The following is a 1,131-nucleotide window of genomic DNA, read 5'->3' as shown; positions in this document are numbered from 1 at the left end:
ATAACGAACTAGCTAACCGACGTAGGCTGGCCCTGAGTCCCGGACGGGACGTTAGGGACTGGCACGAGGCTTGCGTAAGCAAGAGGAGTGCCAGAAGCCTATGTGTCGTAGACCGAGCGAGGGCGCAAGTCCCGAAGCGAAGTGGTTAGCGGCTGTTATACGTAGTGACCCAGTTTGGGAGAGTAATGGAGAATGTATACCCAAAAATGAGTCATAAATTTAAGCCGCGATGGAGTTAAAGAATTCCAGATTAGGTGGTTCGTCTCCAAAAGTATGTCCGACATATAAAGGCATCTGGAAAGGTAAAGTTTTCTCAATGAGAATCATATGTTTTTTACAGATAGGACAAAACTTGTAAGGCAAATAATCGGACTCATGTTCGAAGTTTTCTGGATGAATGTTTGTAATAGCATCCAAGTTTTTTGTTCCAGGGAAATGTAGTTTTGCAGAATTAAGACATTTCTTAGCTTTATGAGAATAGATCCCAAAATAGCGAATTGATTTAGTTCCGCTAGGCAAAACATGTAAAAGATAACGTTTGATGAAGTTTTTTTGGGACAAATCAGAAGAAAGATTCCCTACATTAATGGAGACGATCTCATCATCGGTATTAAGATCCTGTTCATTTAAGTTAGACCCTTTTATTGATTTAGTAAAGTAGTCGATGACGTGGTATGGCTCAGAGATTTTTTCTGAAGTAAAAGCGAACATTTTGTAATTAGAATTGATTAAGTCTAGAAAAGAGTTTCCTAAAGAAAGATGTTTTTTGTAAAAAGAGAGAAGTTCTTTCTTTAGAATGACTTTGTAAATAGAATTGAACTGGAAAAAATCAAAAAGTTTATTTTGAGAAAGAACCCATTTGTTATTAGATTTATCGAATCCCCCATCAGTAATAAGAACATGAATATGAGGGTGGAACTGGTTTAGTTTTCCATGAGTGTGTAAAACCATGATAAAACCTGGAATAACATCTTTATCGAGAGAAAGTTTAATAATTTTATAAATAGTTTTCTTTGAAGCCTCAAAGAGTAGATTCAGAAAATCTTTATAAAAAGTATTAACAAAGGGATAACAGAAAGTAGGTAACTTAAAAACAAGATGGTAATGATCCGTATTAATAACCAAGTTTTT

Annotated in this window: 1 protein-coding gene; it reads right to left on the bottom strand. The window is 35.7% G+C overall.

Annotated features, from left to right (window positions below; all coding sequences use genetic code 11):
- Positions 1-219: 219 nt before the first annotated feature.
- Positions 220-1,131 (bottom strand): IS91 family transposase (locus tag EHR07_RS19000; protein ID WP_135746612.1); only part of this gene is annotated, 912 nt, incomplete at its 5' end.

This window comes from Leptospira bandrabouensis (assembly GCF_004770905.1).
Taxonomy (GTDB): Bacteria; Spirochaetota; Leptospiria; order Leptospirales; family Leptospiraceae; genus Leptospira_A; species Leptospira_A bandrabouensis.
Note: the sequence above shows the minus strand (reverse complement) of the source record. Positions and strands in the feature narration are given on the sequence as shown.